This is a genomic window from Mycobacteroides immunogenum (genome assembly GCF_001605725.1).
Taxonomy (GTDB): domain Bacteria; phylum Actinomycetota; class Actinomycetes; order Mycobacteriales; family Mycobacteriaceae; genus Mycobacterium; species Mycobacterium immunogenum.
The window spans coordinates 2,103,744-2,126,880 of record NZ_CP011530.1 but is presented as its reverse complement, the minus strand read 5'-3'; the positions used below and the strand labels follow the sequence as shown (position 1 = coordinate 2,126,880).

Annotated in this window: 24 protein-coding genes; 13 read left to right on the top strand and 11 right to left on the bottom strand. The window is 66.9% G+C overall.

From position 1 onward, the window contains the following. Nucleotides 1-13: 13 nt before the first annotated feature. The 3 genes from ABG82_RS10595 to ABG82_RS10585 form a co-directional block, all read right to left on the bottom strand. Nucleotides 14-1,180 carry a hypothetical protein gene (locus tag ABG82_RS10595; protein ID WP_043077595.1) on the bottom strand — a complete coding sequence of 389 codons (1,167 nt, stop codon included), beginning with the start codon at nucleotides 1,178-1,180 and terminating at the stop codon, nucleotides 14-16. Between the two features lie 23 nt (nucleotides 1,181-1,203). Continuing rightward, nucleotides 1,204-2,280 (bottom strand): peptidoglycan hydrolase RipC, encoded by a 1,077-nt coding sequence (gene ripC, locus ABG82_RS10590; protein WP_043077596.1) that lies wholly within the window; start codon nucleotides 2,278-2,280, stop codon nucleotides 1,204-1,206. 248 nt (nucleotides 2,281-2,528) lie between these two features. Continuing rightward, nucleotides 2,529-2,750, bottom strand: coding sequence for a hypothetical protein (locus ABG82_RS10585; RefSeq protein WP_043077597.1), 222 nt, complete (start codon nucleotides 2,748-2,750; stop codon nucleotides 2,529-2,531). 113 nt (nucleotides 2,751-2,863) lie between these two features. Here ABG82_RS10585 and ABG82_RS10580 point away from each other — a divergent pair, with 113 nt between their 5' ends. Together ABG82_RS10580 and ABG82_RS10575 are read left to right on the top strand one after the other, a co-directional pair. Further along, on the top strand, nucleotides 2,864-3,595 hold the full coding sequence (locus ABG82_RS10580; protein ID WP_052510983.1) for a class I SAM-dependent methyltransferase: 732 nt from the start codon (nucleotides 2,864-2,866) through the stop codon (nucleotides 3,593-3,595). Nucleotides 3,596-3,632: 37 nt separating this feature from the next. Further along, a complete protein-coding gene (locus tag ABG82_RS10575; RefSeq protein WP_043077599.1) occupies nucleotides 3,633-5,435 on the top strand; it encodes a DEDD exonuclease domain-containing protein in 1,803 nt (600 codons plus the stop codon). Here the strand turns inward: ABG82_RS10575 and trpD are convergent. Then, nucleotides 5,404-6,489: an anthranilate phosphoribosyltransferase gene (trpD, locus tag ABG82_RS10570; RefSeq protein ID WP_407661878.1), complete on the bottom strand. Its 1,086-nt coding sequence runs from the start codon at nucleotides 6,487-6,489 to the stop codon at nucleotides 5,404-5,406. The two genes, ABG82_RS10575 and trpD, sit on opposite strands and share 32 nt — an antisense overlap. A gap of 259 nt (nucleotides 6,490-6,748) precedes the next feature. Between trpD and ctaE the strand changes: the two genes are divergently transcribed. The 5 genes from ctaE (at nucleotide 6,749) to ABG82_RS10545 (ending at nucleotide 11,522) form a co-directional block, all read left to right on the top strand. Next, a complete protein-coding gene (gene ctaE, locus ABG82_RS10565; protein ID WP_043077601.1) occupies nucleotides 6,749-7,291 on the top strand; it encodes an aa3-type cytochrome oxidase subunit III in 543 nt (180 codons plus the stop codon). Between the two features lie 32 nt (nucleotides 7,292-7,323). After that, nucleotides 7,324-8,160, top strand: coding sequence for a cytochrome bc1 complex diheme cytochrome c subunit (gene qcrC, locus ABG82_RS10560; RefSeq protein ID WP_043077623.1), 837 nt, complete (start codon nucleotides 7,324-7,326; stop codon nucleotides 8,158-8,160). Nucleotides 8,161-8,162: 2 nt separating this feature from the next. Further along, on the top strand, nucleotides 8,163-9,332 hold the full coding sequence (gene qcrA / locus ABG82_RS10555; protein WP_043077602.1) for a cytochrome bc1 complex Rieske iron-sulfur subunit: 1,170 nt from the start codon (nucleotides 8,163-8,165) through the stop codon (nucleotides 9,330-9,332). After that, on the top strand, nucleotides 9,329-10,978 hold the full coding sequence (gene qcrB, locus ABG82_RS10550; RefSeq protein WP_054173162.1) for a cytochrome bc1 complex cytochrome b subunit: 1,650 nt from the start codon (nucleotides 9,329-9,331) through the stop codon (nucleotides 10,976-10,978). Before qcrA ends, qcrB begins: the two co-directional genes overlap by 4 nt. A 103-nt stretch (nucleotides 10,979-11,081) precedes the next feature. Beyond that, the gene (locus ABG82_RS10545) at nucleotides 11,082-11,522 is read left to right on the top strand and encodes a PPOX class F420-dependent oxidoreductase (protein WP_043080588.1); all 441 of its coding nucleotides are present in this window, start codon (nucleotides 11,082-11,084) and stop codon (nucleotides 11,520-11,522) included. Between the two features lie 69 nt (nucleotides 11,523-11,591). On the opposite strand, the gene ABG82_RS10540 is transcribed toward ABG82_RS10545, so the two are convergent. The 4 genes from ABG82_RS10540 to ctaC all read right to left on the bottom strand — a co-directional run bounded on the left by ABG82_RS10540 (nucleotide 11,592) and on the right by ctaC (nucleotide 14,784). Then, nucleotides 11,592-12,311, bottom strand: coding sequence for a DUF2561 family protein (locus ABG82_RS10540; RefSeq protein WP_043080587.1), 720 nt, complete (start codon nucleotides 12,309-12,311; stop codon nucleotides 11,592-11,594). Next, nucleotides 12,311-13,063, bottom strand: coding sequence for an MmpS family transport accessory protein (locus tag ABG82_RS10535; RefSeq protein WP_062826684.1), 753 nt, complete (start codon nucleotides 13,061-13,063; stop codon nucleotides 12,311-12,313). The genes ABG82_RS10540 and ABG82_RS10535 overlap by 1 nt, the downstream gene beginning before the upstream one ends. A gap of 236 nt (nucleotides 13,064-13,299) precedes the next feature. After that, a complete protein-coding gene (locus ABG82_RS10530; protein WP_043080318.1) occupies nucleotides 13,300-13,719 on the bottom strand; it encodes a cytochrome c oxidase subunit 4 in 420 nt (139 codons plus the stop codon). A gap of 15 nt (nucleotides 13,720-13,734) precedes the next feature. Continuing rightward, entirely contained in the window at nucleotides 13,735-14,784 is a 1,050-nt protein-coding gene (gene ctaC, locus ABG82_RS10525; RefSeq protein WP_043080319.1) for an aa3-type cytochrome oxidase subunit II, read from the bottom strand. A gap of 160 nt (nucleotides 14,785-14,944) precedes the next feature. Between ctaC and asnB the strand changes: the two genes are divergently transcribed. After that, nucleotides 14,945-16,873, top strand: coding sequence for an asparagine synthase (glutamine-hydrolyzing) (gene asnB / locus ABG82_RS10520; RefSeq protein WP_043080320.1), 1,929 nt, complete (start codon nucleotides 14,945-14,947; stop codon nucleotides 16,871-16,873). On the opposite strand, the gene ABG82_RS10515 is transcribed toward asnB, so the two are convergent. Further along, nucleotides 16,870-17,841, bottom strand: a complete 972-nt coding sequence (locus ABG82_RS10515; protein ID WP_043080321.1) for a carbohydrate kinase family protein — start codon at nucleotides 17,839-17,841, stop codon at nucleotides 16,870-16,872. The two genes, asnB and ABG82_RS10515, sit on opposite strands and share 4 nt — an antisense overlap. Nucleotides 17,842-17,991: 150 nt before the next feature. Here ABG82_RS10515 and ABG82_RS10510 point away from each other — a divergent pair, with 150 nt between their 5' ends. After that, the gene (locus tag ABG82_RS10510; RefSeq protein ID WP_043080322.1) at nucleotides 17,992-18,534 is read left to right on the top strand and encodes an Rv0361 family membrane protein; all 543 of its coding nucleotides are present in this window, start codon (nucleotides 17,992-17,994) and stop codon (nucleotides 18,532-18,534) included. A 14-nt stretch (nucleotides 18,535-18,548) separates the two neighbouring features. Here ABG82_RS10510 and ABG82_RS10505 read toward each other — a convergent pair whose 3' ends face one another. Together ABG82_RS10505 and ABG82_RS10500 are read right to left on the bottom strand one after the other, a co-directional pair. Beyond that, nucleotides 18,549-18,920, bottom strand: a complete 372-nt coding sequence (locus tag ABG82_RS10505; protein ID WP_043080323.1) for a HesB/IscA family protein — start codon at nucleotides 18,918-18,920, stop codon at nucleotides 18,549-18,551. A gap of 90 nt (nucleotides 18,921-19,010) precedes the next feature. Further along, nucleotides 19,011-20,072, bottom strand: a complete 1,062-nt coding sequence (locus ABG82_RS10500) for a glycerate kinase family protein (RefSeq protein WP_043080324.1) — start codon at nucleotides 20,070-20,072, stop codon at nucleotides 19,011-19,013. A 22-nt stretch (nucleotides 20,073-20,094) separates the two neighbouring features. Between ABG82_RS10500 and ABG82_RS10495 the strand changes: the two genes are divergently transcribed. Genes ABG82_RS10495 through ABG82_RS10480 form a run of 4 tightly spaced genes read left to right on the top strand, consistent with a single transcriptional unit; the run spans nucleotide 20,095 to nucleotide 23,074 of the window. Continuing rightward, nucleotides 20,095-20,760 carry a DUF3043 domain-containing protein gene (locus tag ABG82_RS10495; RefSeq protein WP_043080325.1) on the top strand — a complete coding sequence of 222 codons (666 nt, stop codon included), beginning with the start codon at nucleotides 20,095-20,097 and terminating at the stop codon, nucleotides 20,758-20,760. A 6-nt stretch (nucleotides 20,761-20,766) separates the two neighbouring features. After that, nucleotides 20,767-21,300, top strand: a complete 534-nt coding sequence (locus ABG82_RS10490; RefSeq protein WP_043080326.1) for a bifunctional adenosylcobinamide kinase/adenosylcobinamide-phosphate guanylyltransferase — start codon at nucleotides 20,767-20,769, stop codon at nucleotides 21,298-21,300. Next, nucleotides 21,297-22,319 carry a nicotinate-nucleotide--dimethylbenzimidazole phosphoribosyltransferase gene (cobT, locus tag ABG82_RS10485; RefSeq protein WP_043080327.1) on the top strand — a complete coding sequence of 341 codons (1,023 nt, stop codon included), beginning with the start codon at nucleotides 21,297-21,299 and terminating at the stop codon, nucleotides 22,317-22,319. Before ABG82_RS10490 ends, cobT begins: the two co-directional genes overlap by 4 nt. Beyond that, a complete protein-coding gene (locus ABG82_RS10480; protein WP_043080328.1) occupies nucleotides 22,316-23,074 on the top strand; it encodes an adenosylcobinamide-GDP ribazoletransferase in 759 nt (252 codons plus the stop codon). The genes cobT and ABG82_RS10480 overlap by 4 nt, the downstream gene beginning before the upstream one ends. Nucleotides 23,075-23,137 lie beyond the last annotated feature (63 nt).

Sequence of the window (23,137 nt, the reverse complement as noted above, 5' to 3'; positions counted from 1 at the left end):
TACCGTACTGGGCCTACCGCAGTGCACGAGAGGCGAGCCAGCCCTGCCACTGCCGCACCAACGTCACCTCGTCGATGCCCAGCGTCCGCTGAATCGCCGACCCGGCCGGCGCCGTCCCTGCCCCGTCCCGATACAACCGCGCCAGCGTGGGCTCACCGAACGCGTCGGCGACGTATTGCGCCACCGACCAGGCCTCCTCGTAAGCCTGGGTGCGGCGCGGGCCCGGATTATCGATCTCTTCGTCGGTGGGTAGATGATCTGGAATGCGCCCGGCCGCAAGGCTATTCGCCAAAGTGGGCGCCGCGTTCCGGAACGGGGTGCCGCTACCGCGCCGCCCGTTGTAGTCGGCAACGCCCTCCACCAGCCACAGCGGCGCATGATCACCGGTGACGGTGCGGGCAGCGGCGTGAAAGAGCTCGTGACGCAACACCACGCGGAACTGATCGGCCGGTAACGCCGCGGCACCGGGGGCCACGATCACCCGCTGGCCTACCGCGATTCCGCCGTCGACCCGGTCAACGACCGCCGCGGCGGCGATTCCCTCGGTATGTTCGCCACCGACAAGGGCGGCGAACTCCGCGTCGGTGCCCGCCGCGACGAACAGCATCCCCGGATAGCCTTGCGACCCCCAGAACTCGGACAGGGACGTCATGGCGCCATCTATCTCGCCGACGATTCGCGTGGCGACCTGCGCGCCGGGATGCCCGAGCACCACCACGTCCCGGTCGCCTATGCGTTTCCGTGTCTCAACCACCGGACCGAACTGCCAGGGTACGGCGACCTCGCTGGTGTCGAACAGCCGCCAGGAGCCGCTGTCGCGCTGCACCCCGATGGTGACGGGACGCCGGACGGCAACCTTGTCCACGCCGCTGACCGCATAGGACAGTTCCGCATCGAGCTTCCATTGTTGTTGCGCGGCAATGGGATCGGCAGGAACGTCAGCAGCGGTCCGGTATTCGAACGTATCGGTCGTGAGCTGTGCGAGATTGGCTTGCAGGCGCAGCTGCGCCGCGATGAACGATGGGCTGCCCGGGTCGAGCACGGCGCGCAATGCGACGGCGTCGTTGCTACGCAGCGCCCTGGAGTAGCTGTTCAGCAGTGCTTGGATGGATGTGCGGGCATCGCCTGCCGGCGTGGCGGGCCGCGCCACACAACCCCCGCACAGCAGGAGAAGGACCACCGCGAAAAGCGGTGTGCTGCGAATCAGTAGCGGCGCGCGTTGTAGATCGGGCCGGAGGACGTGATCGGCACGACCGCGACCGGAACACCGTAGGTGGAGGCGTGCACCATCATGCCGTTGCCGACATAGATACCCGTGTGCGAAGCGTCGCCGTAGAAGTTGATGATGTCGCCCGGCTGCAATTCACTCAGCGCAACCGGCGTACCGCCACGGGCCAGCGCCTGGCTGGAGTGCGGCAGCGAAACACCCTGCTGACCGTAGGCCCACATGACCAGACCCGAGCAGTCGAAGGCGTTGGGGCCGGAACCGCCCCACGAGTACGGGGCACCGATGCGGGTCAGTGCCGCGGCGACGGCACCAGCGCCTGCCGGGGATCCGCCACCGCCGATGGCGGCTTCCGGTGCGGGTGCCGCGGCGGCGGCCTGCATCAGCGGCTCGGGGGCATCGGCGGCCTCGCCGGGCTCCACGGGCGGCGGGGGCACCGGGGCCGGCGCGGCCAGTTGAGCACGCTGCCCGGGGCTCAGGGTGTTGTACTGCGACTTGACGACGGCGATCTGAACCTGCAACTGGCTCTGCTTGGCCTGCAGAGAAGCGCGCACGTTCTTGGCTTGCTCGGCGGCCACCCGCGCCGCTTCGACGGCGTCACGGGAGCGCTGCTCGGCCTGGTCCGCGGAGGCCTGAGCGGCGCGGTAGCTGTCCATCCGGCTGCGCATCTCGCCGCCGACCGTGCGCTGCACAGACAGCTGATCGATGAGGTTCTGCGGCGAGTTGGAGGTCAGCACGGCGCCGTAGCCGCTGGTGGTACCGCCCATGTAGGCAGCGACCATCGCCTTGTTGACGTCGACCTGATAGGTGGAGACCGCCATGCGCGCGGCCTTGGCGACGGCCTCGTCAGCCAGAACACTCTTCTCGGCGTCCCGCTGTGCCGCGAGCTTGGCATCGAGGTCGATCTTCGCCGTGTTAGCTGCCTCGGAGGTCGCCTCGGCCTGGCGAGAGAGCTCGTTGAGCTTCTTCACGGCGTCGTTGTTGGGATCGGCGGTAGCGGTCTGCCCTCCCGCAAATACCCCGCCGACCAGGGCGGCAGCAGTCACAGCGAGCATCGTGCGCCGGAGTGGAGAGGGCGTCAGTCGATCCGAGTGATTTCGAAGAAGACGCCCGACACTCAACTGACTACATCCCTTTACTGCAATATGATCGCCGCGAACTACGGCGCCGATAGGTCTCAGATAGGTTACGAAATGGCATCGGCGTTGTCCACCGCAGTGTGGAATGACGTCAACGTCGCGTAAGCGCCGGTTCCCCTCCCCGTTTCCGGGGTAGGCCATCACGTACCTCTTTCGAGTGTGCCTTATGCGACTCCGGCATCGGGCGTCTTCGCCGAAACAGGCGTGTCGTAGGTGCGCTGAATCGGCACCAGGCGCAGCCTGGGTGCCATCCCCGCGTCGGCCAGAACGGCCAGTGCGGCGCGCTCGTCCTCGGCGAGTGTCTGGGGCACCCCGAGCAGCACGCTGACCACACAGTCGTCGCATCCCGGGCCGCGCATCGCGCAATCGTCGCAATCAATGAGCATGGCTCCTCCTATCCCTTGAGTCGTTCTTTCGGGTTCGAGCGGACGGTAACCGCGGCCACCGACAAGTAGCCGTTCCCTGGCACGCTGAGGACATGACGGATCAGCAACAACCTGTGCACACCGACCGCCGCCGCGCCGAATCGTTCGGCGGCTCCGCCGACGCGTACGACCGTCACCGTCCCCGCTATCCGCAGCCACTCATCGCTGAACTCATGTCGGGAGGTCCGGTGCGTGTCCTGGACGTCGGCGCGGGTACCGGGATCGCGGCGGCACAGCTGCGCGCGGCCGGCGCCCAGGTGCTCGCCGTCGAACCGGATGCCCGGATGGCGCGGATGGCCGCCGAGAAGGGCATCGATGTCGAGGTCGCCGGCTTCGAGGATTGGCAGCCGGCGGACCGGACCTTCGATCTGGTGCTGTTCGCGCAGTCCTTCCACTGGGTGGAACCCCGCGCCGCGCTGCGGAAGGTGCTGACGGTGCTGAATCCCGCCGGCCGCCTCGCCCTGGTGTGGAACCGCATCGAACCCACCGCGCCCACCCAGAGCGATCTGGACACCGTCTATGCCGATTTCATGGCCACCGCGAGACGTCCGTCCATCAACACCGAGGACACGGTGTCCCCCATCATCGAGAAGTCCGGGTATCGCGTGCAGCACCTGCGATTCGCGGAACAGAAGCACTTCTCCACCCAGGCGTACCTGGACATGGTGTTCACCTACTCCAATCACCTCACGCTCGATCCCGCCGACCGCAGCGCGTTGCGCGCCCGGCTGGAAGAGCTGATCGGCGCGGGCGGTGTCGACACCAAGAACGACGCACTCGCCTTGATCTGCACTCCCGTGACGTAAGACCCGGGATGTCGGTCCTGGGCTTTACGTTCGGGTCATGACGCGGCTTGATGCTCATCACGCGGGCGGCTCATCGCAGCTGACCTTCGACCAGGTGGGCACGCTGCACGACACCACCTTCGTGGTGGTGGACCTGGAGACGACCGGCGGCAGCGCGGAAAACGACGCCATCACCGAGATCGGCGCGGTCAAGGTGCGTGGCGGCGAGGTGCTCGGCGAGCTGGCCACCCTGGTCGATCCGAAACGATCGTTGCCGCCACAGATCGTCCGCCTCACCGGCATCACCTCGGCGATGCTGGTCGACGCACCACCGATTGAGCAGGTGCTGCCGACTTTTCTCGAATTCGCCCGTGGCGCAGTCCTCGTCGCCCACAACGCCGGCTTCGATATCGGTTTTCTGAAGGCGGCCGCTCGACAATGCGGCATCGACTGGCCCCAGCCCTCCGTCGTATGCACGGTCCGGCTGGCTCGCCGGGTGCTGTCCCGCGATGAGGCGCCGCGCGTCAGCCTGAGCGCACTGGCACAGCTGCTCGGCGCGTCCACCACCCCCAATCACCGGGCGCTCGACGATGCGCGAGCCACTGTCGATGTCCTGCACGCGCTGATCGCCCGGGTCGGTAATCAGGGCGTGGACACCATGGGCGAGCTGCGGCGATACCGCACCCAGGTGCCCAACGCACTGCGCGGAAAGCGCGCCCTGGCCGATGGAATGCCTTATACCCCAGGTGTTTACCTGTTTCGCGGACCTTCCGGTGAGGTGCTTTATGTAGGCACCGCGGTCAATCTGCGCCGACGGGTCCAGCAGTACTTCACCGGCGCGGACCCCCGTGGCCGGATGCGTGAGATGGTCACCATCGCCACCGCGGTGGACCATGTGCCCTGTGCGCATCCGCTGGAGGCCGCGGTGCGCGAACTGCGGTTGTTGGGTGCGCACGCACCGCCGTACAACCGCAAGTCCCGGTTTCCGCACCGCTGGTGGTGGGTGGTGCTCACCGAAGAACCGTTTCCCCGGTTCGCCGTGGTCCGCAGCACGAACGGACGGCCGATGCTCGGCCCTTTTCGCATGCGCGGCGAGGCGACGACGGCCGCACTGACCCTCGCCCGGTTCACCGGTGTGCGCACCTGCACCACACGCATCGGATCTGGCGGCACGCACGGCCCCGCCTGTGACGGCCAGTCGTACCCGCATGGCACCGCCTCGCCGTGTCCCGCCGCTGCCGGGATGGATGCGCCCGAATACCGCGACGGACTGGACACCGCCCTCGCCGTCATCGCCGGCACTCAGGGAGCACCGCTGCATGCCATGTGCGACAGGGTCGCCGAGCTGGGCGCCCTGCGGCGTTACGAAACCGCGGCGCGGCAACGGGATGCGACAGCCGCGCTCATCGAGGCATTGGCCCGCCAGCACCGCCTGGACGCCCTGGCCCGTATCGAGGAACTGATCGCCGCGCGCCCCGACGGCGAGGGCGGATGGCAGATCGCGGTGGTGCGGCACGGGCAGCTGGCCGGGGCCGCGGTGGCCCGAAAAGGTGTCCCGCCGATGCCTGTGGTGCAGGTGGCGTCGGCGTCGGCGCAGGTGGTGCTACCCACGCCGGAACCGTTTGGCGGGGCCGCTCCGGAGGAAACCGGGCTGATCACCCGTTGGCTGGCCGAACCCGGGATACGGATCGTGTCATCGACCGACGGCTATGCGGAGTCGACCGGATGCGCCGCGGCGCTGCGGGACTGGGCGATGACCGCGCGCAGTGCCCGCATGGCCCAGACCGTGCACCAGGACGACCGGGGAATGGCCGAGCTACTCAGAGTCGCTACCCCTGCTGCGACCCCAGCCGCTGGCTGACGGCTATCCAGTTGTCCAGAAGCGCCGCCGCCGCGCCCGAGTCGATGGCGGTGGATACCCGGGCGAGCGCGCTCTCCCATGCGGGCAGCCACTGGGCGTCGCTGGCCAGTCCGGCATGCGCGACCATGGCACCCGCGGCGTTGAGTAGCACCGCGTCCCGAACCGCGCCGGTACCGCCGGCCAGCACCGCGCGCACCTCGGCGGCATTGAACTCCGGATCACCGCCGACCAATTCCTCCAGCCGGGCGCGCGCGAAGCCGAAGGCGGCGGGATCGAACCGCAGCGTGTCGACGGTGCCTGCCTGAACCCGCCAGATGGTGCTGGTCGTGGTGGTGGTCAGTTCGTCGAGCCCGTCATCGCCGTGCACCACCAGCACGCTGGACCCGCGGCCCGCGAACACACCCGCCGTCACCTCGGCCAGGTCGGCGAACGCACAACCGATCAGGCCTGCCCGGGGACGGGCCGGGTTCGTCAGTGGCCCAAGCAGATTGAAGACCGTCGGGACGCCGATCTCGCGGCGCACCGCCGAGGCGTACCGGTACGAGGGATGGAAATGCGGTGCGAAACAGAATCCGATGCCCACCTCGGCGACGCTGCGCATCACCTGCTCGGGTCCCAGGTCGATGCGCACACCCAGCTTCTCCAGGGTGTCCGCACCCCCGGCCAGCGAGGACGCCGCCCGGTTGCCGTGCTTGACGACTGGCACCCCGCACGCCGCCACCACGATGGATGCCATCGTGGACAGGTTCACCGTGTTGGCGCCGTCGCCTCCGGTGCCGACGATGTCGACGGCGTTGGCACCGATCAGCTCGCCCTGAGAATCCCCGGGGAACGCGATCGCGTGCGACAGCATGGTGTCGGCCAGCTCCCCCACCTCATCGGAGGTCGGGCGCTTCATGCGCATCGAGACCCCGAAGGCCGCGATCTGCGCCGGAGTGGCCGCGCCCGTCATGATCTGGTCCATGGCCCAGGCCGCCTGCCCCGCCGTCAGGTCGCGGCGGTTGGTCAGCTCTCCCAGTACCTGGGGCCAGGAATGTTCCAGCACGCCGCAAATGCTCCCATGGCGGCGGCGCTGACAACAAAGGACTAAATGCCTTCCGGGCCAGCCGCGACACGCCGGGCGCAGGTCACCGGCACTACTCTCGGCAGAGGCCACACGCATTGTGGAGAGTCGGTCACAAATCAATGTCGGACCCGAGTGGCTCTCGACAACTACAAAGCGTCATACTTACGGCGTGACGACCGCAGCAGCCCCAGGATCGCCGGCGGGAACCGCCATTACCCAGCGGGTTCATTCACTGAACCGGCCCAACATGGTGAGTGTTGGCACCATCGTCTGGCTTTCCAGTGAATTGATGTTCTTTGCTGGACTCTTCGCCTTCTACTTCACCGCCCGGGCTCAGTCCGGCGGTAATTGGCCCCCGGAGCCCACCGAGCTGAACCTTGGCCTGGCCATCCCGGTGACCGCGGTGCTGGTCGCCTCCTCGTTCACCTGTCAGATGGGCGTGTTCGCCGCCGAGCGCGGTGACGTCTTCGGGCTGCGTCGCTGGTACGTCATCACCCTCATCATGGGTACTTTCTTCGTGCTCGGCCAGGGCTACGAGTACATGAACCTCGTACGCGAGGGCACCACCATTGCCGGCAGCGCCTACGGTTCAACCTTCTACTTGGCCACCGGCTTTCACGGCCTGCACGTCATCGGCGGTCTCGTCGCCTTCATCTATCTGCTGATTCGCACCCGGATGAGTAAGTTCACTCCGGCCCAGGCGACCTCCGCGATCGTGGTGTCCTACTACTGGCACTTCGTCGACATCGTGTGGATCGCATTGTTCGCCACCATCTACTTCGTCCGTTGAACCAGCCCAGCCCGGTGAAGGGAGCACAACAGGTGAGCGTGGAGCCCGCAAAGGACACAGCCGCCAAGAATCGCGCACGCCGCAAATTCCGCCGTCGCGTCTCAGCAGGTTTGCTGCTGCTGATCGCGCTGGTGGTTGCCGGCGGCTTGGCCTCGACCTTCACGCCCACCCCGCAGGTCGCGGTGGCCGACGAGGACAAGTCGGCTCTGCTGCGCACCGGCAAGCAGCTGTACGAGACCTCGTGCATCACCTGCCACGGCGCGAACCTGCAGGGTGTGCCCGACCGCGGCCCCAGCCTGATCGGCGTGGGCGAGGCGGCCGTCTACTTCCAGGTCTCCACCGGCCGCATGCCGGCCATGCGCAACGAGGCTCAGGCCCAGCGCAAGGACCCGATCTTCGACGAAGAGCAGACCGACGCCCTCGGCGCCTACATCCAGGCCAACGGCGGCGGCCCTCAGGTGATCCGCGACCGTGACGGCGCGGTGGCCCAGGAGTCGCTGCGGGGTAACAACATCGCCCGCGGTGGTGACCTGTTCCGCCTCAACTGCGCGTCGTGCCACAACTTCACCGGCCGCGGCGGCGCGCTGTCGTCGGGCAAGTTCGCTCCCGAGCTGGACCCGGCCACCGAACAGCAGATTTACACCGCGATGCTGACCGGACCGCAGAACATGCCGAAGTTCTCGGATCGTCAGCTCACCCTCGATGAGAAGAAGGACATCATCGCCTACGTCCGCGCCTCGAGTGAGACACCGGATCCCGGTGGCTACGGGCTGGGCGGCTTCGGACCGACCTCCGAAGGTATGGCCATGTGGATCATCGGCATCGTCGCCGCCATCGCCGCGGCATTGTGGATTGGAGCACGCGCGTGAGCGTGAGTGACGCTGACAAGCCAGAGATCCCGAGTGATGAGCAGCTCGCGAGCATGAGCCGCGACGAGCTGGTCAAGCTCGGCACCAACCTCGACGGCGTCGAGATTGTGTACCGCGAACCGCGCTGGCCCGTCGAGGGCACCAAGGCCGAGAAGCGTGCTGAGCGCCTGGTGGCGCTGTGGTTCGCCCTCGGCGGTGTGTTCGGCCTGGCCCTGCTCGGGGTGTTCCTGTTCTGGCCGTGGGAGTACAAGCCCTTCGGCGACCCGGGGAACGCGCTGTACAACCTGGCGACCCCGCTGTACGGCCTGACTCTTGGCTTGTCGGTGCTGTCGCTGGGTATCGGCGCCGTGCTGTACACCAAGAAGTTCATCCCGCAGGAGATCTCCATCCAGGACCGTCACGACGGCCCGGGTTCGGCCGAGGTGGACCGCAAGACCATCGTCGCCCAGCTGCAGGACACTCTGGACACCTCGACCCTGCCGCGCCGCAAGATGATCGTGCGGGCGCTGGGCTTCGGTGTCGGCGCCATGGGTGCCGGTACCGCCGTCGCGTTCATCGGCGGCATGATCAAGAACCCGTGGGCCAAGGTGGTCCCCACCGCCAACGGCAAGCAGCCGGTGCTGCTCACCAGCGGCTGGACCCCGCGCTACCACGGTGAAACCGTCTACCTGGGCCGGGCCGTCGGCAGCAGCTCCAACGTGCTGCTGAAGATCCGCCCCGAGGACATCGACGCCGGCGGCATGGAAACCGTGTTCCCGTGGCGCGAGTCCGATGGCGACGGCACCACCGTCGAATCGCACGAGAAGCTGTCGCACATCCAGATGGGCATCCGTAACCCGGTGATGCTGATCCGCGTGCGTCCCACCGATATGCCCAAGGTGGTCAAGCGCAAGGGCCAGGAGAACTTCAACTACGGAGATCTCTTCGCCTACACCAAGATCTGCTCGCACCTGGGTTGCCCCACATCACTTTTCGAGCAGCAGACCTACCGCATTCTGTGCCCGTGCCACCAGTCGCAGTTCGACGCTCTGCACTTCGCCAAGCCCATCTTCGGGCCCGCGGCGCGTGCGCTGGCACAGCTGCCCCTCACCGTCGACAAGGACGGATACCTCGTCGCCAACGGCGACTTCGTTGAACCCGTCGGACCCGCATTCTGGGAGCGCAAATCATGAGCGATACAGCCCAAAAGCCCTCGCGCGCAGCCAAACAAGCCGAGGCGATTGATTCGCGGTATCACCTCGCCGCCGGAGTGAAGCGGCAGATCAACAAGGTCTTCCCCACCCACTGGTCGTTCATGCTCGGCGAGATCGCGCTGTACAGCTTTATCGTGCTGCTGCTCTCGGGTGTGTACCTGACCCTGTTCTTCGACCCGTCGATGTCCGAGGTCACCTACAACGGCATCTACCAGCCGCTGCGCGGCGTGCAGATGTCCAAGGCCTATGAGACCACCCTGAACATCAGCTTCGAGGTGCGCGGCGGTCTGTTCGTGCGGCAGATCCACCACTGGGCCGCCCTGATGTTCGCGGCGTCGATCATGGTGCACATGGCCCGCATCTTCTTCACGGGCGCGTTCCGGCGTCCTCGCGAGGCCAACTGGGTCATCGGCGCGCTGCTGTTCATCCTGGCCATGTTCGAAGGGTTCTTCGGATACTCGCTGCCCGACGATCTGCTCTCGGGCACCGGTATCCGCGCGGCGCTCTCGGGTATCACCATGGGTCTTCCGCTCATCGGTACCTGGATGCACTGGGCGCTGTTCGGCGGCGACTTCCCCGGCAACATCCTGATCCCCCGCCTGTACGCCATGCACATCCTGCTGATCCCGGCGATCATCCTGGCGCTCATCGGTATTCACCTGGCCCTGGTCTGGTACCAGAAGCACACCCAGTTCCCCGGCCCCGGCGCCACCGAGAAGAACGTGGTGGGTGTGCGCATCCTCCCGGTGTTCGCCCTCAAGGGTGGATCCTTCTTCGCCTTCACCACCGCCATCCTGGCGCTGATGAGTGGTCTGCTGCAGATCAACCCGATCTGGGTGCTGGGTCCGTACAAGCCCTCGCAGATCTCCGCGGGTAGCCAGCCGGACTTCTACATGATGTGGACCGACGGCCTGCTGCGCATCATCCCGGCCTGGGAGATCTACCCGTTCGGGCACACCATCCCGCAGGCGGTGTGGGTTGCCGTCGGCATGGGCGTGGTGTTCGGTCTGCTGATCGCGTACCCGTTCCTGGAGAAGAAGCTCACCGGCGACGACGCTCACCACAACCTGCTGCAGCGTCCGCGTGACGCTCCGGTCAGGACGGCCATCGGCTCGGCGGCGATCTCGCTCTACATGCTGTTCACGCTCATGTGCATGAACGACATCATCGCGCTGAAGTTCCACATCTCGCTGAACGCGACCACGTGGATCGGCCGTATCGGCATGGTCATCTTGCCCGCGGTGGTCTACTACATCGCCTACCGGTGGGCCATCGGCCTGCAGCGCAGCGACCGCGCGGTCCTGGAGCACGGCATCGAGACCGGCATCATCAAGCGCCTGCCGCACGGCGAGTACATCGAAATCCACCAGCCGCTGGCCGGTGTCGATGAGCACGGCCACGCGATCCCGCTGGAATACCAGGGCGCACCGGTGCCCCAGCGCATGAACAAGCTGGGCTCCGCCGGTGCACCCGGCACCGGCTCGTTCTTGTTCGCCGACCCCACCGACGAACAACACGCACTGGCCGAAGCCGAGCACGAGGCGCACCACAAGTCGCTGCTCGCCCTCAAGGAGTACCAGGACGGCGAGCCGGCGACCAACGGGTCGAACGGCCACGGCCACTAAGGAAGTCAGCACTACAGTTGAGTCCCGCATGCGAAAGCATGCGGGACTCAACTGTTTTAGGGGTGGGCTGCTCACTCCCCCATCGACCGGCTAGCGTGGCCGTATGCACGAGATGAGCCGTCAGGAATGGTGGGCCTTCGCCTCGGCGGGAACCCGCACCGGAATGCTCGGCCTGGTGCGCGCCAACGGCGCGCCCGTCGTCACGCCCGTCTGGTTCGTGCTGCACGAGGGTCCCACCGGCGACGAACTGATCTTCACAACGGGGACGGACACGTTGAAAGGCAAGGCGATCCGGCGGGACCCCCGTATTTCGCTGGCGGTCGATGATCAGCGACCGCCGTTCTCCTACGTGCAGTTCACCGCCGAGGCCCGGCTGACGAACGACTACGACGAGATGCTCACCTGGGCGACCAAAATCGGCGGCCGCTACATGGGGGCCGAGCAAGCCGAGCAGTTCGGCCGGCGCAACGCGGTTCCCGAGGAGTCACTTGTCCGGGCAAGGATCACCAAGGTGATCGCCCGCGCCGGCATCGCCGACTTCTAGCGTCGAGATCGACGTTTTGCAGTGAAAGCGCAAGTGCGGTCCTGCGAAAAGCAACTTTGGGAGAAGTGACTATGCGGCCGAAGACCCTGATGAACGGAGCTCACGCAGCTTCTTGAGCGTCAGCCACGGGATCGCTCCCATCGCGCAGGTGATCACCCCAGCGAATGCAAACGCGACGATGGCCGCGGTATCGCTGTCCACCGCCAGTAGATAGGTACCGGTGACCACCGCCAGCAGCGCGAGGCCGATCGCACCGGCGATACCCACCGTGGCCCGCAGCCACAGACGATCCACCACCGCGGTCTTGGCGGCTGCCTCGCTGGCCGCCCGGTACGCCGGGGAGCCGGGACCGCTGTAGTCCTTCGGTACGTGGCTCACATGATCCGCGAGACCGCCGAAGGTCTTGAGCTTCTCGGTCGAGGCCTCCGCCGGCTGCGGACCAGATATGGCCGCCGCCCCACCGGAGGTGTTGGCGCCCTTGGATTTGGACGTACCACGTGCCGAGCGCTGAGCAGCAGTCTTTCGGGCGCGCAGCAGCAGCGGCACCGCACCGACGATGACGGCCAGACATACGCCGATGACGATGTAGATCCCCCAGGACGAGCCAGAAGATCCCGAGTCCTGCCCCATGCCCGCGATCACCACGATGGCGCCGACCAGCATTCCGACGAACGCCAACCAGATGACCCCGCACAACCCGATCAGCATCCGATCGACGGACTCGGGCGATGACCGCCGCAGCGGACCCGCAAGTGCCTCCAGTGGCTTGGCCAATCGACCTGCTGGCATCAGCAGGTGGCCTGCGCCGAATTGTTGTTGTTAGAGGACAACACCTGGCCATCGCTGGTGGTGATCGTGCAGTTGAGCTGGCTCAGCCGCAGGAAACTGCTCGCCGAGACCGAGCCGATCTCCGAGTTCGAGATGGGTGTGACGGTAATCGACCACGGGATGTACACGTTCGGGTTCACCCGGGTACGCCCGGAGCCGTCGGTCCAGGTGATCGAGATGCGATCAAGCGGAGCCTTGGAACCGGTCACCGAGTACGTGATCTGCCGCGGCCCGGCCGGCGTGGTGGTTGTCGGGGGCGGTGGCGGCGGGGGCGGCGGCTCGGTGGTCGGCGGCGGAGGCGGAGGGGGCGGCGGAGGTGTCGTGGTGGTGATGATCTCGTTCCACGGTGTGGTGCTCGGCGTCGGTGTGACAGAGCTGCTCTTGGCGGCGCCATTCGTCTCGTCCGAACGCCCGGCCACCAGGAGTGCCACGGACGCGACCAGAGTGATCGCGGCGATGATCGCCGCGACTCCGACTACCCACGGCCACCGCGGCGGTGGCGGCTCCTCGCCGTCGACCAATTGGGTCTCGTACTCGTCGTACGGCACATACGGGCTGGTGAATTGCTCGGATTCGGGCGCAGAGTACGCCTGAGAATGAAAGGCGGCAGAGTCCGCCCCGGACGACTCGGGAGCCGCGTCATCCCCGCTCGGACCGTCCAGATCCGGAACCTCCCCGGGATTCCCCGACCCTGGGTTGTCCGTCCCACTCATCTACACAAGTTCCTTTTCGTCACTTCCCGCTCCCCGGCGGGCCACCTGCCTGAGGGGCCATGGCAACGATAGCCAAAGCAATCCGGGGCGACGAATCCCGACGGTCCTAAAAACCAAACTGACCACCGGATTGTTATCGAAAACGTGATAGTGCACACGCCGACGTCACACCAGTCACGACTGCCCCGCCGCAAAGTACGGGTATCGCCTTGGGTGACGGCAAAACGCTCGATGAGCTAGTGCTTCTCCGCGCCGATGTGGTACTCGAAGACCAAGCCGGCGACCGCGCTGAGGACGAACACCCCGCCCGCGGCAATCAGCCACGGGAGCCACAGCGCCACACCCACCGCGGTGGTGGCGGCAGCCAGGGCGATCATGATGGGCCACCAGCTGTGCGGGCTGTAGAAGCCCAGTTCTCCGGCGCCGTCCGCGATCTCGGCATCCTCGTAGTCCTCGGGCCGGGTGTCCAGACGGCGAGCCACGAAGCGGAAGAACGTGGAGATGATCAGCGACAGTCCGGTGGTCATCGCCATTGCGGTGGTGCCGGCCCATTCGACGCCGCCGTTGGCGTACATGGCGGTCAAGACCGCGTACACCACGGTGGCCAGGGCGAAGAATCCGGTGAGGATCTCGAAGAGTCGGGCTTCGATATGCATGCTGCGCTCCCTCGCCTAGTTCTTGGCCGCGTTGTTGTCTGCCGGCGCGAGTTCGCCGCGACGGCCATCGAACGGCCTGGTGGTGATCGAGACCGGTGACTGACCGATGGAGGCGAGCGCCTCGGCGTTGGTCTTACCCGCCTTGCGTGCGTCCAGATAGAACTTGAAGTCGTTGGGGCTGACCACGCGCAGCTCGAAAGCCATCATCGAGTGATAGGTGCCGCACATCTCAACGCAGCGCCCCACGAACGCGCCTTCCTTCAGGATCTTGCTGACCTGGAAGACGTTGTCGGAGTTGTTGGCCTTGGGCTCGGGCATCACGTCGCGAGTGAACAGGAACGGCACCACCCGGAACGAGTGGATGACATCGGCCGAGGCCAGCTGGAATTCGATGCTCTTGCCGCTGGGCAGCACCAACACCGGGATCTCCGAAGAGGTTCCGACGGTCTCGATCTTGTCGAAGTTCAGGTAGGTGCGGTCCTCACGGTTCAGGCCGCGCACCGGGCCGACGAGCTCCTTACCGTGCGCGTCCTTGCCCTCAGGCTTGGAGGTCATCGCCTTCTTGCGCTCTGGGTCGGCGCCCTCGTAGTTGAGGCTTCCGTCCTTGAACGCGACCTTCTGGTAGCCGAACTTCCAGTTCCATTGGAAGGCCGTGACATCGACGACGACCTCGGGGTTCGGGTCCTTGTGCATGACCTTGTTCTGCACCACGACGGTGAAGTAGAAGAGCACCGCGATGATCAGGAAGGGCACCACCGTCAGGACCAGCTCCAGCGGCAGGTTGTAGCCGAACTGGCGCGGGAATTCGGTGTCGCCCGGCTTGTGACGGTGGAACGCGACGGTCCAGAAGGTCAGGCCCCAGACAATGACGCCGACGACCAGCGAAGCGACGACTGCCCAGGTCCACAAGGGGGCCATGTAGTCGTGTGCTTCGGGGGTGATGCCCTCGGGCCAGCCGAACCGCAGCACTTCTTGGACGCTACAACCGCTGAGCAGGAAGCTCGCCGCGCCCAACAGCACCACAGTGGCCAGCAGGGACGACCGTGAGCCGGACCGTGACGTCACGTTTTTAGCCTCCTGTTTCGCCTGCAAAATCTATCGCTGACCAGTGGCAGCAATCGAATACTACGCAGCGTAGACCACGCCGTCGCATCAGGGATGCGACGGGGCCGGTATCGGGACCTAGGTCCTGAGACACCCCCCGGGATGTTGCATACTTGGCCGCGTGTGTGGACTGGTGGCGTGGCTGGGCCCGCCCGGGTCTTCCCTCGAATCTCATAGCCCCGCGGTGGATGCGGCGATGGTGCATATGCGCCATCGCGGCCCCGATGAGCCGGGCATTTGGCATGAGGGAAACGTGCTCTTCGGCTTCAACCGGCTGTCGATCATCGACATCGCGCATTCGCACCAGCCGCTGCGTTGGGGACCCGCGGACGCGCCGAGCCGGTATGTGTTGGTCTTCAACGGTGAGATCTACAACTACCTAGAACTCCGCGACGTGCTCCGGTCCGAATATGGCGCCGTTTTCGCCACGGAGGGCGACGGTGAGGCCATCCTGGCTGCGTACCACTTCTGGGGTCCGGACGCGCTGCACCGGCTGCGCGGCATGTTCGCTTTCGCGATCTGGGACACCGTCGAGCGGGAGTTGTTCTGCGCACGCGATCCTTTCGGCATCAAGCCGCTGTTCATGGCGACGGGCCCGGGCGGTACCGCGCTGGGCAGCGAGAAGAAATGCCTGCTGGACCTCGTCGAGCAGCTGGGCATCGGCACCGAGCTGGATCTGCGCGCGCTGCAGCACTACACCACGCTGCAGTACGTCCCGGAACCCGAGAGCCTGCACACCGAGATCCGCCGTCTGGAATCCGGCTCGTACGCCCGCATCACGCCCGGACAGGAGCCGCGGGTGACGCGCTACTTCCCGGCCCGGTTCGAGGTGACGCCCTTTACCCGCGCCACCCGCCAGTCGCGCTATGACGAGATCACCGAGGTGCTCTCCGATTCGGTGGCCAAGCACATGCGCGCCGACGTCACGGTCGGCTCTTTCCTCTCGGGCGGTATCGACTCGACGGCCATCGCCGCACTGGCGATCCGGCACAACCCGAACCTCATCACGTTCACGACAGGCTTTGAGCGACAGGGCTATTCGGAAGTCGATGTGGCCGTGGAGTCGGCACAGGCGATCGGCGCCCGGCATGTCGTGAAGGTGGTCAGCCAGGAGGAGTTCGTCTCCGCGCTGCCGGAAATCGTTTGGTACTTGGATGATCCGGTGGCGGACCCGTCGCTGGTGCCGTTGTTCTTCGTGGCCCGTGAGGCGCGCAAGCACGTCAAGGTGGTGCTCTCGGGCGAGGGCGCCGACGAGCTGTTCGGCGGTTACACGATCTACCGGGAACCCTTGTCACTCAAGCCCTTCGACTATCTGCCGGGTGCGCTGCGGCGCGGCGCGGCGCGGTTGTCGGCCGCCATCCCGGATGGGGTGCGTGGCAAGAGCCTGCTGCATCGCGGGTCGATGACACTGGAGCAGCGCTACTACGGGAACGCCCGCAGCTTCGACGATGAGCAGCTGCGCGCGGTGCTCCCCCACTACCGCCCGGAATGGGGCCATCAGGACGTCACGGCAGCCCTCTACGAGCGGTGCGCGGGCTGGGATCCGGTGGCCCGCATGCAGTATGTGGATCTGTTCACCTGGCTGCGCGGCGACATCTTGGTCAAGGCCGACAAGATGACGATGGCGAACTCGCTGGAACTGCGGGTGCCGTTCCTCGATCCCGAGGTGTTCAAGGTGGCCTCCCGGCTGCCCTATCAGGAAAAGATCACCCGCGAGACCACCAAATACGCCCTTCGCAAGGCATTGGAACCCATTGTGCCGGCGCATGTTCTGCACCGGACCAAGCTGGGCTTCCCGGTGCCCATCCGGCATTGGTTTGTCGACGGGCTACTGCACGAATGGGCCCGCGAGATGCTTGCCACCACGCAAGCAGGGCACCTCATCGACGTGCCCGCGGTCGGACGCATGCTCACCGAGCACGCGGCGGGCGTCAGCGATCACAGCCGCAGGCTGTGGACGGTGCTGATCTTCATGCTGTGGCACGCGATCTTCGTCGAGCAGTCAGTGCGGCCCCAGATTCAGGAGCCGCACTACCCGGTGCAGCTCTAGAGAGCCGCGCCGATCTCTTCGGCAGCATCGGGGCCGTACGCGTCCGCAAGACGGGCCAGTGCCTCGTCGCGCTCCCACAACCATTCCTGGGTGCCAACGGTCTCCAGCACCAGCGTGGCCACCAGCGATCCCAGCTGTGCCGAACGCTCCAGGTTCAGGCCGGCGCTACGGGCGCTGAGGAATCCGGCGCGCCAGGCGTCGCCGACTCCGGTGGGGTCGACCTGACCCTTCTCCGGGACCACACCCACCTTGAGGGATGTGCCGTCCTTTTCGACGATCTCGACGCCGTCGGCACCGAGGGTGGTGATGCGCAGCTCGACGCGCTCACGCACATCGGCCTCGGTCCACCCCGTCTTGGACAGCAGCAGATCCCACTCGTAGTCGTTGGTGAACAGGTAGGTGGCACCACCGACGAGTTCACGTGCCTGCTCACCGGACAACCGGGCCAGCTGCTGTGATGGATCGGCGGCGAACGGCAGCCCAAGGCTGCGGCATTCCTCGGTGTGCCGGAACATCGCGTCGGGGTCATTTGCCCCGACGATCACCAATTCCGGTGTGCCGGTGCGCGATACAACATCGGCCAGCGAGATGTCGCGGGCTTCGGACATCGCGCCCGGGTAGAACGACGCGATCTGGGCCATGTCTTGGTCGGTGGTGCACACGAAACGCGCGGTGTGGGCGGTCTCGGAGATCAACACGGCGTCGCAGTTGACGCCGTGGTTCTCGAGCCATGAGCGGTACTCGGCGAAGTCCGCGCCCACCGCACCCACCAGGGCGGGCTTGCCGCCGAGCACACCGATGGCGAACGCGATGTTCCCTGCCACGCCACCGCGGCGGATCTCCAGGTCGTCCACCAGGAAGCTGAGGGACACCTTCTGCAGGTGTTCGACCAGCAGCTGCTCGGAGAACTTGCCGGGGAAGTTCATGAGGTGGTCGGTCGCAATGGATCCGGTGACGATGATGGACACGCGTGAGACCCTTCGTTGGATTCGGGCGGTTGGGCAAGTCGACAGACAGGCCCCAGAAGCTTACCTAACGTAACTGTTCCGGGGTTGTGGCCGATTGCTAGCCTGGTTTGTTGGGGAGTGAGATCGGGGACACGATTTTCAGGAGAATCAATGGCTGAACCAGGTTATTCGACGGTGCCCTACCCTGGTTTACCGCCCATGCCGCCGCCGGTCGACTACCCCGAACGCAAGCGCAAGGTGCCCGGTTGGGTCGCCCCCGCCGCAGTGGTGGGTGCGCTGCTGGTGCTGGCGCTGCTGCTGGGGTTCTTGACCAAGAATTCTGGCGTGTCCCAGCGGCCCAGTGAGGCGAAGATCGAGCAGACCATCCAGGCCTACCTGGATGCCATGTCCAGGCTCGACACCGTGACGCTGGCACGTAATGCCGGCTGCGGACTGTACGACGCGGTGCGCGACAAGGACACCGACGACACGATTGTGCGCGCCAACGCCCAGCAGTTTGTGGCCACCTTCGGTACCGCGACGGTGAAGTCGATCGACAAGATCGTGTACTTCTCCCAGTACCAGCTCAAGGTGCTGTTCACCGCGACGAGCCAGAAGCGTAAGGATGCCCCGCAAGGTCAGGCAGAGCTGCTGCTCAACGAGGGCAAGATCTACGTCTGCTCCGCCTACATGCGCGGAGCCAACGCGTACTGATCAGGCGGTGCTGATCAGTTGAAGGAGTCGCCGCAGGCGCAGGAGCCGGTGGCGTTCGGGTTGTCGATCGTGAAGCCCTGCTTCTCGATGGTGTCGACGAAGTCGATGGAGGCGCCCTGGATGTACGGGGCGCTCATCCGGTCCACGGTGAGCTTCACGCCGTCGAACTCGGTAACGAGGTCACCGTCGAGGGTGCGGTCGTCGAAGAAGAGCTGGTAGCGCAGACCGGCGCAGCCACCCGGCTGGACGGCGATACGCAGCGACAGATCGTCGCGGCCTTCCTGATCCAGCAGCGCCTTGGCCTTGGCGGCGGCAGCATCGGTCAAGACGGCGCCATGCGTGCCCTCGTCGGTGCTGGTGGCGGTCGATTCGTCTTGAACAGTCATGGTGGGATCTCCCCTGGGTCGAAGCTCGCGGGTGGACGTCCATTTCAGCGACGTCTTCTGACCTCAACGGTACCTCGTGTGCGGCTATTCCTACAGCTGTGCCCACTCGCGCGCGACCCGCGCCGCCAAACCGGCGAGTTGACCGGCCGCGTCCTCCATGGCGCGCCGCACAGAGCCCGCGAACTGGGAGATCGATTCCGCGCGGGCGATACCTGCCCGCTCATACTCACCGGCGGCCAGCGCCACCTGGCCCGCCAAGACCAGCACCGGGGTGCCGGAGGCCGCGGCGCGGGCCGCGACCGCTCCCGCCACCTTGCCGTGCAGGGTCTGGTCGTCGAACTTGCCCTCTCCGGTGATCACCAGGTCGGCCCGGGAGATCGCCGCCTCCAGGCCGGTGTGCTCGGCCACGATGCGTGCCCCCGATTCGCGACGGCCCCCGAGTGCGAGCAGCGCGGCCCCGATGCCGCCCGCGGCCCCGGCTCCGGCCACGTCCCGCACGCCGCGCCCGGTTCCCGCCTCCAACGCCGTCGCCCAGTCGGTGAGTCTGGCCTCGAGGCGCTGGACGGTGTCGGGGTCGGCTCCCTTCTGCGGCCCGAACACCACGGCCGCGCCGCGCGGCCCCAGCAGCGGATGCTCGACATCGCTGGCCACCACCAGTTCGGTTGTGGCCAACCGGCGTTGCGCCTGCTCGATCCCGCCAAGGCCCGCGATGAGTCCCGCACCCCCGTCGGTACAACTGCTGCCGCCCAGGCCGACCACGACACGTGTCGCCCCGGACTCCAGCGCGGCGGAGATCAGCTGTCCCACCCCCGTGCTGTGTGCGCGCCAGGCGGTATCGACGGATGGTGCCTGGCGCAGCAGCGGCAGCCCGCAGGCCTGTGCGCATTCGATATAGGCGGTCGCCGCGTCCAAGAGCCAGACCGCGTCGACGTCCTCCTCGAGGGGGCCACGCACCCGCAGCGCGTGCCGCCGCGCCGCGGGCAGCTGCGCGGCGAGCACGTCCACGAACCCCGGTCCGCCGTCGGATTGCGGGCTGAGCACGACCACGTCGTCCGGGCGGGTACGGTGCCAGCCGTCCGCGATGACACCGGCGGCCTCGGTGGCCGTGAGCGTGTCACCGAAGCTGTCGGGCGCCACCAGAATCTGACTCATTCGCGCAGGATAATCTGGGCGTGTGAATCTGCTCGGCCGAAAGAAATCCGCCCCCGAAGACAACGCCTCGACTCCCGAATCCGGTGAGACGAGCGTCACAGATTCTGCCGGGTCGGCGCAGGCCGGAAAGGGCCGCCCCACACCCAAGCGGGACGCCGGTAAGCGCCGCGGACCGATCGCTCCGGCACCGTTGACCAGCGCCGAGGCTCGTCAGCGCCGCAAGGCCCTGCGCGGGCCGAAGCTCTCGCGCGCCGAACGCAAGGTGGAGAGCGCCGAGCGGCGCGCCCGCATGGCCGACAACCGCGAAAAGATGATGGCCGGCGACGAGGCGTACTTGTTGCCTCGCGACAAGGGCCCGGTGCGCGCCTTCGCGCGTGACATCGTCGACTCGCGCCGCAATGTGCTGGGTCTGTTCATGCCGCTGGCACTCTTTTTGATCTTCACCATGTTCGCGGTGCCGTCGGTGCAGGTCCAGATGTGGATGACCCCGGCCATGCTGGTGCTGATGCTCGTCATGATCGTGGACGGAATCTTCGTGGGCCGGCTGGTGAACAAACGTGTCTACGAACGCTTCCCGACCAGCGACGAGGCCGGCTTCAAGCTCGGCTGGTATGCCGCGAGCCGCGCGTCACAGCTGCGCAGGATGCGTGCGCCACGTCCCCGGGTAAATCGCGGCGAGCCGGTCTAGCCTCACGTGGCTACCACGCTGGTTCTTGGTGGAATTCGTTCGGGAAAGTCGCGTTTCGCCGAGTCGCTGCTACCCGCCGAAGGCCCGGCGCGGTATTTGGCCACCGGGTCGTCACTGGCCGGGGACGAGGCCTGGGCCACCCGGGTCGCCGCGCACCGGTCCCGCCGTCCGTCGCACTGGACGACGGCCGAAACCACGGATATCGCGACCGAGTTGCGCACCCGCGCACCGCTGCCGACGCTCGTCGATGATCTTGGGGGCTGGCTTACCGCGGCGATGGACGCCCGGGGCGCCTGGGATGCCGGGGCCGACGCGGTCACCGCGGATATCGGCGCGCTGGTCGAGGCCGTCGCCGCCTACTCCGTCGACTTGGTGATCGTGAGCCCGGAAGTCGGCCTGACCGTGGTGCCTGCCACCGCTGCCGGGAGGCTCTTCGCGGACGCACTCGGCACGCTGAATCAGGCGGTCGCGGCGCACTGCGATCGGGTACTGCTAGTGGTGGCGGGCCAGCCGCTGGCCATCAAGGGAGCACACACGTGACGCAGGCCGAACCACCTCAGGCGCCGCGATTCGCACCGGTGACGGCGCCCAATCCGGATATCGCCGACGCCGCTCGAGCGCGACAGCAGCGCCTCACCAAGCCCGCGGGCGCGCTGGGACGGCTGGAGGAGCTGTCCATCTGGGCATCGGCCTGCCAAAATCAGTGCCCCCCTACAACATTCCAGCGGCCGCGAGTGGTGGTCTTCGCCGGTGACCATGGCGTGGCGGCCGGCGGGGTATCCGCCTATCCCCCATCGGTCACCGCCCAGATGGTGCGCAACATGGATGCCGGTGGCGCCGCCGTCAACGTACTGGCGGCGTTGACCGGGGCCAGCGTGCGGGTGGCCGATATGGCGGTCGGCCGGCCCAGCGGCAACATCGCGGTCGAGGACGCTCTCACCACCGAGCAGACGCACGCGGCACTCGCGACAGGCATCGCACTGGCCGACGCCGAGATCGACAGCGGAGCCGACCTGCTCATCGCCGGGGATATGGGCATCGGAAACACCACACCCGCAACGGTGTTGGTGGCCGCCCTCACCGGCAGTGAGCCCGTAGCGGTGGTGGGCCGCGGCACCGGGGTCGATGACGCCGGGTGGATGCGCAAGACCGCCGCCATCCGCGACGCGCTGCGCCGCACCAAGGATGTGCGCACCGATCCGGTGGCGCTGCTGGGCGTGGCGGGCGGCGCCGATCTCGCGGCCATGGCCGGCTTCCTGGCACAGGCGGCAGTGCGGCGCACTCCCGTGCTGCTGGACGGAGTGGTGGTGACAGCCGCCGCGCTGGTGGCCGAGCAGCTGGCGCCGGGGGCGCGCCAGTGGTGGCTCGCCGGACATCGCTCCACCGAGCCCGCACATTCCCTTGCCCTGCAACGCCTACGACTGGAACCTGTGCTCGATCTGCAGATGCGGCTGGGCGAGGGTTCCGGTGCACTCGTTGCGCTTCCGGTGCTGCAAGCCGCCGTCGGCACACTGGCCCAGATGGCGACCTTCGACGAGGCCGGGGTGGACAGCGCATGAACGCGCTGCTGCGGATCCTGCGGCCGGTCGGTGGCGCCTTCGAATTCGCCACCGTGGCACCGGTTCCCGCGCGGCTCGCAGGATCACTTTCCGGGCCGGTGCTGGGCGCTCTGCCGGTGGTGGGCGCGGCGTTGGGCGTGCTCGCCGCCTTCGTCGCCTGGATCATGCATTTCGCCTACATGGCACCGCTGGCTGGGCTGGCGGCGGTCACGGCGACGATTCTCGCCACCCGGGGCCTGCATATCGACGGGCTGTCCGATACCGCCGACGCACTGGGCTGCTACGGGCCGCCGGAGCGCGCACTGGCAGTGATGCGCGATGGCTCGGCCGGGCCGTTCGGGGTGGTGGCGCTAATCATCTCTGTTCTGACACAAGCATTGTCGTTCGGCGTACTGGCTTCCCGGCAAGAATGGCTGGCCATCGCGCTGGCCATCGCGGTGGGACGGGTCAGCGCGGTGGTGGCTTGCCGGCGTGGTGTGCCCGGAGCCGCACAGAGCGGCTTCGGCACCCGGGTCGCTGGCTCTCAGCCGCTGTGGCTGGCAGGCATCTGGGTGCTCGCGGCGGTGGCCGTGGGAGTTCTGGCTCAGCCCTGGCGGCCGTGGCAGGGGCCGGCGGCGGTGCTGGTGGCCCTGCTGGCTGGAGCGCTCCTGGTACGTCATTGCGTCCGCAGGTTCGGCGGAATCACCGGCGACGTGTTGGGTGGGAGCGTCGAGGTGACCACCACGCTGGCCGCACTCGGTTTCGCGGCGTATTGATGCCACCCAAAAAGATTCACCAGGATTTCGCGGCCACATCGGCCTGTGCGGTCGCGTTACCTG

What these genes read in the sequence shown, in the direction of transcription:
- ABG82_RS10585 (WP_043077597.1), bottom strand. Translation starts at nt 2,750, where the DNA reads ATGCTCATTGATTGCGACGATTGCGCGATGCGCGGCCCGGGATGCGAC.
- ABG82_RS10505 (WP_043080323.1), bottom strand. Translation starts at nt 18,920, where the DNA reads ATGACTGTTCAAGACGAATCGACCGCCACCAGCACCGACGAGGGCACG.
- ABG82_RS10575 (WP_043077599.1), top strand. Translation starts at nt 3,633, where the DNA reads ATGACGCGGCTTGATGCTCATCACGCGGGCGGCTCATCGCAGCTGACC.
- ABG82_RS10530 (WP_043080318.1), bottom strand. Translation starts at nt 13,719, where the DNA reads ATGCATATCGAAGCCCGACTCTTCGAGATCCTCACCGGATTCTTCGCC.
- ctaE (WP_043077601.1), top strand. Translation starts at nt 6,749, where the DNA reads ATGGTGAGTGTTGGCACCATCGTCTGGCTTTCCAGTGAATTGATGTTC.
- ABG82_RS10500 (WP_043080324.1), bottom strand. Translation starts at nt 20,072, where the DNA reads ATGAGTCAGATTCTGGTGGCGCCCGACAGCTTCGGTGACACGCTCACG.
- ripC (WP_043077596.1), bottom strand. Translation starts at nt 2,280, where the DNA reads ATGCTCGCTGTGACTGCTGCCGCCCTGGTCGGCGGGGTATTTGCGGGA.
- ABG82_RS10480 (WP_043080328.1), top strand. Translation starts at nt 22,316, where the DNA reads ATGAACGCGCTGCTGCGGATCCTGCGGCCGGTCGGTGGCGCCTTCGAA.
- ABG82_RS10535 (WP_062826684.1), bottom strand. Translation starts at nt 13,063, where the DNA reads ATGAGTGGGACGGACAACCCAGGGTCGGGGAATCCCGGGGAGGTTCCG.
- ABG82_RS10545 (WP_043080588.1), top strand. Translation starts at nt 11,082, where the DNA reads ATGCACGAGATGAGCCGTCAGGAATGGTGGGCCTTCGCCTCGGCGGGA.
- qcrB (WP_054173162.1), top strand. Translation starts at nt 9,329, where the DNA reads ATGAGCGATACAGCCCAAAAGCCCTCGCGCGCAGCCAAACAAGCCGAG.
- ABG82_RS10540 (WP_043080587.1), bottom strand. Translation starts at nt 12,311, where the DNA reads ATGCCAGCAGGTCGATTGGCCAAGCCACTGGAGGCACTTGCGGGTCCG.
- ABG82_RS10510 (WP_043080322.1), top strand. Translation starts at nt 17,992, where the DNA reads ATGGCTGAACCAGGTTATTCGACGGTGCCCTACCCTGGTTTACCGCCC.